This window comes from Sphingomonas yabuuchiae (assembly GCF_001477495.1).
GTDB classification, from domain to species: Bacteria; Pseudomonadota; Alphaproteobacteria; order Sphingomonadales; family Sphingomonadaceae; genus Sphingomonas; species Sphingomonas yabuuchiae_A.
Map to the genome: position 1 here is coordinate 1 of NZ_LDTF01000145.1, position 5,882 is coordinate 5,882.

7 protein-coding genes and 1 riboswitch are annotated in these 5,882 nt (G+C 70.5%); of the genes, 3 read left to right on the top strand and 4 right to left on the bottom strand.

Going from position 1 to position 5,882, the window contains the following annotated elements; genetic code table 11:
- Together cbiB and NS355_RS17675 are read left to right on the top strand one after the other, a co-directional pair.
- Window positions 1–921 (top strand): adenosylcobinamide-phosphate synthase CbiB (gene cbiB, locus NS355_RS17670; RefSeq protein WP_244489745.1); only part of this gene is annotated, 921 nt, incomplete at its 5' end.
- Complete coding sequence (locus NS355_RS17675; RefSeq protein ID WP_058746864.1) at window positions 909–2,363, top strand: cobyric acid synthase; 1,455 nt, start codon at window positions 909–911, stop codon at window positions 2,361–2,363. The genes cbiB and NS355_RS17675, both read left to right, overlap by 13 nt.
- Here the strand turns inward: NS355_RS17675 and cobS are convergent.
- Genes cobS through NS355_RS17695 form a run of 4 tightly spaced genes read right to left on the bottom strand, consistent with a single transcriptional unit; the run spans window position 2,348 to window position 5,029 of the window.
- The gene (cobS, locus tag NS355_RS17680; protein WP_058746865.1) at window positions 2,348–3,064 is read right to left on the bottom strand and encodes an adenosylcobinamide-GDP ribazoletransferase; all 717 of its coding nucleotides are present in this window, start codon (window positions 3,062–3,064) and stop codon (window positions 2,348–2,350) included. The two genes, NS355_RS17675 and cobS, sit on opposite strands and share 16 nt — an antisense overlap.
- Window positions 3,061–3,618, bottom strand: a complete 558-nt coding sequence (locus tag NS355_RS17685; RefSeq protein WP_058746866.1) for a histidine phosphatase family protein — start codon at window positions 3,616–3,618, stop codon at window positions 3,061–3,063. The genes cobS and NS355_RS17685 overlap by 4 nt, the downstream gene beginning before the upstream one ends.
- Entirely contained in the window at window positions 3,615–4,625 is a 1,011-nt protein-coding gene (gene cobT, locus NS355_RS17690; RefSeq protein ID WP_058746867.1) for a nicotinate-nucleotide--dimethylbenzimidazole phosphoribosyltransferase, read from the bottom strand. Before cobT ends, NS355_RS17685 begins: the two co-directional genes overlap by 4 nt.
- Window positions 4,622–5,029, bottom strand: a complete 408-nt coding sequence (locus NS355_RS17695; protein WP_058746868.1) for a DUF1636 domain-containing protein — start codon at window positions 5,027–5,029, stop codon at window positions 4,622–4,624. The genes cobT and NS355_RS17695 overlap by 4 nt, the downstream gene beginning before the upstream one ends.
- 89 nt (window positions 5,030–5,118) lie before the next feature.
- Window positions 5,119–5,303, bottom strand: a riboswitch (cobalamin riboswitch).
- Window positions 5,304–5,406: 103 nt separating this feature from the next.
- On the opposite strand from NS355_RS17695, the gene NS355_RS17700 reads away from it, so the two are divergent.
- Window positions 5,407–5,882 (top strand): lyase family protein (locus NS355_RS17700; RefSeq protein WP_244489746.1); only part of this gene is annotated, 476 nt, incomplete at its 3' end.

The following is a 5,882-nucleotide window of genomic DNA, read 5'->3' on the forward strand; positions in this document are numbered from 1 at the left end:
CTGGTCGCGCTGGCGTTCGATGCGACGATCGGCTGGCCGGACCGGCTTTATGCGCGCGTCGGCCATCCGGTGGGGGCGTTTGCGCGGTTCCTGAATCTGGCCGAGCGGCTGGGCAACTCCCCCAAGCGTCCCGAAGGCGTGCGGCGAGGCCTGGGCGTCGTGACCATGGTCGTGCTGATCGTGCTGACCGGCGGAATAGCATGGGGGATCGACCGGGAATCGCACCTTCTGCTCGGCCGCTGGGGCTGGATCGCCAGCGCCGTGCTGGCTTGGCCCGCCCTCGCACAGCGGAGCCTGTACGTGCATGTCCGGCCCGTCGCCGACGCGCTGCTGCGCGGTGACTTGCCTGCCGCCCGCGCGCTGGTCGCGCGGGTCGTCGGCCGCGATACCGGGCGGCTGGACCAAGCGGGGGTGTCGCGCGCCGCGATCGAGACGCTGGCGGAGAGTTTCTGCGACGGCATCGTCGCGCCGCTTTTCTGGCTGCTGCTCCTCGGGCTACCGGGGGTGTGGATGTACAAGGCGATCAATACCGCCGACAGCATCATCGGGCATAAGGAGCCGCGTTGGCGGGCATTCGGCTGGGCGGCGGCGCGGATCGACGACGGGGCGAATTGGGTGCCCGCGCGGATCGCGGGCGTGCTGGTCTGCGTGGCGGGAGCGGGCGGCTGGGCGGTGATGAAGCGCGACGCGCGCTCCCACGCCTCGCCCAATGCGGGCTGGCCCGAGGCGGCGATGGCAGGGGCGCTGGGCGTCGCGCTGGCGGGACCGGTCGCCTATGACGGCGTGACCCAGATCAAGCCATGGATCGGGCGAGAGGGGCGGGCCGCTTCGCCGAAGGACATCGTGACCGCCCTGCAAATCTATGCGCGCGCCTGCCTGCTGCTCTGGGTGATCGCGGGGAGCGTCGCATGGCTGGCGTGATGATCCAGGGCACCGGCTCGGACGTGGGCAAGTCGGTACTGGTGGCGGGCCTGTGCCGCGTCTTCGCCAATCGCGGGCTGCGCGTTCGTCCCTTCAAGCCGCAGAATATGAGCAACAACGCCGCCGCGACGCCCGATGGCGGCGAGATCGGGCGGGCGCAGGCGACCCAGGCGATGGCGGCGCGCGTTGCCCCGCATGTCGACATGAATCCGGTGCTGCTCAAGCCGCAGGGTGATCGCACCTCGCAACTGATCGTGCGCGGGCAGGTGCGGGGGATGCTTCCTGCGTCCAAATGGCGTGAGGGGCGGGTCGGGCTGCTTCCCGAAGTGGTCGACTGCTATCGTCGGCTGGAGGCGGAATGCGATCTCGTGATCGTCGAGGGCGCCGGGTCGCCCGCCGAGGTCAATCTGCGCAGCGGCGACATCGCCAATATGGGCTTTGCGCGTGCGGCGAACGTGCCGGTGGTGCTGGCGGGGGATATCGATCGCGGCGGGGTGATCGCGTCGCTGGTCGGTACGAAGGCGGTGATCGACCCCCAGGACGCCGCGATGATCCGCGGTTTTCTGGTCAACAAGTTCCGCGGCGACCCGGCACTGTTCGCCGATGGTATGCGCGTGATCGCCGAGCATACCGGCTGGCATTCGCTGGGGCTGATACCCTGGCTGGCGGACGCCGCGCGGCTGCCCAGCGAGGATGCGGTCGTTCTGGAGCGGAGCCGTACAGGCGCCGGGGGACAGGTGGTCATCGCCTGTCCGATCACGCCGCGCATCGCCAATTTCGACGATCTCGATCCGCTTCGGCTGGAACCGCAGGTCGACCTCGTCATGGTCCGCCCCGGCGAGGCTATCCCCGATGCCGCGATGATCGTGCTGGCGGGGTCGAAGGCGACCATCGCCGACCTCGCCTTCCTCCGGGCGCAAGGCTGGGACATCGATATCGCCGCGCACGTCCGGCGTGGACGGCCCGTGCTGGGCCTGTGTGGCGGATACCAGATGCTCGGCCGGTCGGTCGCCGATCCGGACGGGATTGAGGGGCCGGCGGGGACGGTTGCTGGGCTGGGACTGCTCGACGTCGAGACCGTGCTCACCGGCGAAAAGACCGTCCGGCCGGTGACGGGCGAGGCGCTGGGGGCGGGTTTCTCGGGCTATGAAATCCATCTGGGGCGAACCAGCGGCCCCGATACCGCGCGCGCCGTGGGGCATCTCGCCGATGGCCGTGCGGAGGGGGCGATGAGCGCCGACGGGCTGGTCGCGGGCAGCTATGTCCATGGCCTGCTGGGCGAGGCGGGGCAGCGCGCGGCGTGGCTGGCGCGGATCGGCGTGGCGGGGCAGGGGCCGGATCACCGCGCCGATGTCGATGCCGCGCTGGACGCCATCGCCGCCGTGCTGGAGGCGCATGTCGATGGCGACGCGCTGCTGCGGATCGCTCAGGGCAGGGCGTAAACCACGGCGGCGAGCAGCAGCGCGGTTTCGGTCAGCTCGATTCCGGCACCATGCACATCACCGGTCACGCCGCCCAGCTTGCGTCGAAACCAGAGCGACAGCGCCACGATGACGATCGGTGCGATCGCCAGTGGCGGATGGAACAGGCCCAGCACGAGCGTGGCGAGAATCCAGCCGATCATGTCGGCCAGCCGTACCGCTTTAGCGACCATCGCGCCCAGACCGCCGGGGCGTAAGGGCGTCAACAGTCGCGCCCAGACCAGCGGCCCGACCCGTGCGGCCGCGGGGATCAGCGCCACGACTGGCCATGCGGCGGGTGGTAGCGCATGGAGCAGCACCAGCTTGGCGAGCAACTGCATCGTCAGTGAGACCACGCCGAAGCTGCCGATATGCGGATCGGCCATCACCGCCAGCAGCCGCGACCGGTCGCCATGCGCCGCACCCAGCCCGTCGGACAGGTCGGCCAGCCCGTCCAGATGCAGCGCCCCCGTCGCCCAGACCCAGGCGACCAGCGCCGCCAGCGCCCCCGTCCACGGATCGATGTGCGCGCCCAGCCAGTCCGTACCCGCAACGATCATCCCGATGACCAGCCCGGCCACCGGGTAAAGCCGGATGGCCCGCGCGAAATCCGCTTCGTTCGCCTCGACGCGCGGCATGGGCAGGCGGGTCAGGAAGCCCAGCGCGACGATCAGCGCCTTCATGTGGTCATCAACCCGGTCACCTGCGCGCGGCGGGGCGTGCCGTCCCATACTTCCAGCGTGACCAGCGCAGCATAGGGCAGAGCGAACGACCATGTCGCGCGCAGGTCGAACCCGCACAGGACATGCAATGCCGCGCGCATGGCGCCCCCATGGGTGACGATCAGGGTCGGCTCGGGCGGCAGGTCGGCGATGGCCTCGCGCACGCGGGCGACCAGATCGGACCAGCGCTCGCCACCCGGCGGCGGGGCGGCATCGGGATCGTCCCAGAAGCGGGCCAGTGCCTCGGGCGCGATCTCGGCCGCCGCCATCCCGTCCCACTCGCCGAAATCCAGTTCCCGCCAGCGCGGATCGACCTCGGCCGGGCCGATCGCCTCGGCGCAGGCGCGTGCGCGCGACAGGTCGGAGGCGATGCGGCGGGTGACGTCCAGCCCACCCGCCCGCGCGACACAGGCCGCGATGCCCCCGGCCGTGGCGGGGCTGTCGGTTCGCCCCAGCATCCGCCCCATCAGCTCGGGCTCGCCGTGACGGAGCAGATGGAGGCGAAAGCCGGTCACGCGCCCGCGATGCCCGCCTCGGCAAAGGTTGCCATGCCGTCATGCGCCGCGATCGCGGAACGGATGACCTGTACCGCGACCGCCGCACCGCTCGCCTCGCCCAGTCGCATGTTCAGGGACAGGATCGGCTCCAGCCCCAGCCGGGCGAGTAGCAGGACATGGCCCGGCTCGGCCGAACAATGGCCCGACAGGCAATGCGCGCCGATCGCCGGATTCGCATGGGCCAGCGGTGCCACGGCGGCGGTGCCGATAAAGCCGTCGAGGACCACCGGAATCCGCTTGTGTCGCGCCGCCAGCACCGCGCCCGCCATCGCCGCAATCTCGCGCCCGCCCAGGCGGCGCAGAATCTCAAAGGCGTTGGTCAGATGCTCGCGATGCAGTGCGAGGCCATCGGCCACCACCGCCGCCTTGCGCTGGACGCCCTCGGCATCGACTCCGGTGCCCGGCCCGACCCAGAGGGCGGGTGCCCCCCCGACACTGGCGGCGGCAAGCGCGGCGGCGGCGGTGCTGTTGCCGATGCCCATCTCGCCCAGAACCAGCAGGTCGGCATCGCCCACCGCCTCCGCCCCGGCGGACAGGGCGCTGAGGCATTCCTCCTCGGTCATCGCAGGGGCGGCGGTGAAATCGGCGGTCGGCCGGTCGAGGTCGAGCGGCACCACGGCCAGTTCCAGCCCCGCCGCCGTTGCCAGCGCGTTGATCGCGGCCCCCCCGGCGGCGAAATTGGCGACCATCTGCACCGTCACTTCGGCCGGAAAGGCGCTGACGCCGCGTGCGGTGACGCCGTGATTGCCCGCGAAGATGACCGCACGGCCGCGTTCGATCCGGGGCCGCTCGACGCCCTGCCACCCGGCAAGGAAGATCGCGATGTCCTCCAGTCGGCCCAGCGAACCCGGGGGCTTGGTCAACTGGCCCTGTCGCGCGGCAGCGGCGGCGCGGGCCTGGTCATCGGCCCGGGGCAGGGTGGCGAGCGCCGCCTCGAACGCGGCGACGTTGGGGAAAGCGGTCATTCGACGACATATCCTTCGGGGGGCGTGCGGGTCAGGAAATGGCCTTTTACCCCTTGCGGCCATTGCTTGTAGGGCACCTGTCCCCAATCGCTGTCGGCATAGGCGCGGGCATAGTCCAATATGGCGCGCGCGGCGTCGTCATCGGGCGTGAACTTGCCCATGACATATCCGACCTTGCCGGGGCAGCGCAGGTGGACGGTGCAGAAGGACTGGCAGGCGAAGAGGCAGGGCATCTCCTCGACCGCGACATGCGCATAAGCGGGGTCGGACGCCTGCACCCGGCGCAACGCCTCGACCAGCAGCGCGCCGCCGCGCTGGCCCTGTTCGTTCTCGCGCGTCTCGTCGGACAGGCGGCAGGTGTTGCAGGCGACCACGGCGGGGCCGTTCGCAGCGGGCTTCAGCATGAAAAGGGCTCGGTCATCAGGCAAGTCTCCAAAGGCGCCGTCGCCGCGCGAGGGACAAGCCCCGTTCGTCCGGTACACCCTGACCAGCCGAAGGACGACCGCGACGGGCAGGTCTCCTGGCTCGCGGGTCGGGGCCGGTCCGCCGCCTTCTCGGGGGTTACCCCAATGGCGTCGTGGCGGGCGGCTCGCCGCTTACAGTTGCAGGGGCAGCCGGGGTATCGCACCCCATTCCCTTTTGATCCTCTTTCGAGGAACCTGTCGCACGGGCGGCGATAGGCGGGTGGCGACGGGGAGGCAAGCGTCGTGCCCTGTCGCGTCGGCGTCGTGACGACTATGTCATGGCGGAACCCCTGACCCCATCGGTGAGTCCCTGTCGCATGACCCAGAACGCCACCACCCGCACCGAAACCGACTCGATCGGCCCCATCGAAGTCCCCGCCAGCGCCTATTGGGGTGCGCAGACCGAGCGCAGCCTGGAGAATTTCCCCTTCGGCGCGCGCGAGCAGATGCCGATCGGCATCGTCCATGCGCTCGCCATCGTGAAGAAGGCGGCAGCGCGGATCAATCGCGGCCACGGACTGGCGGCGGACAAGGCCGATGCGATCGAAGCGGCGGCGCAGGAGGTGATCGACGGGCGCCATGACGAGCAGTTCCCGCTCGTCATCTGGCAGACCGGCTCGGGCACCCAGTCCAACATGAACGCCAATGAGGTAATTGCGGGTCGCGCCAACGAGATGCTGACCGGCACACGCGGCGGCAAGTCGCCGGTCCATCCCAATGACGACGTCAATCGCGGCCAGTCGTCCAACGACACCTTCCCGACCGCGCTGCATGTCGCCGCCGCATTGGCGGT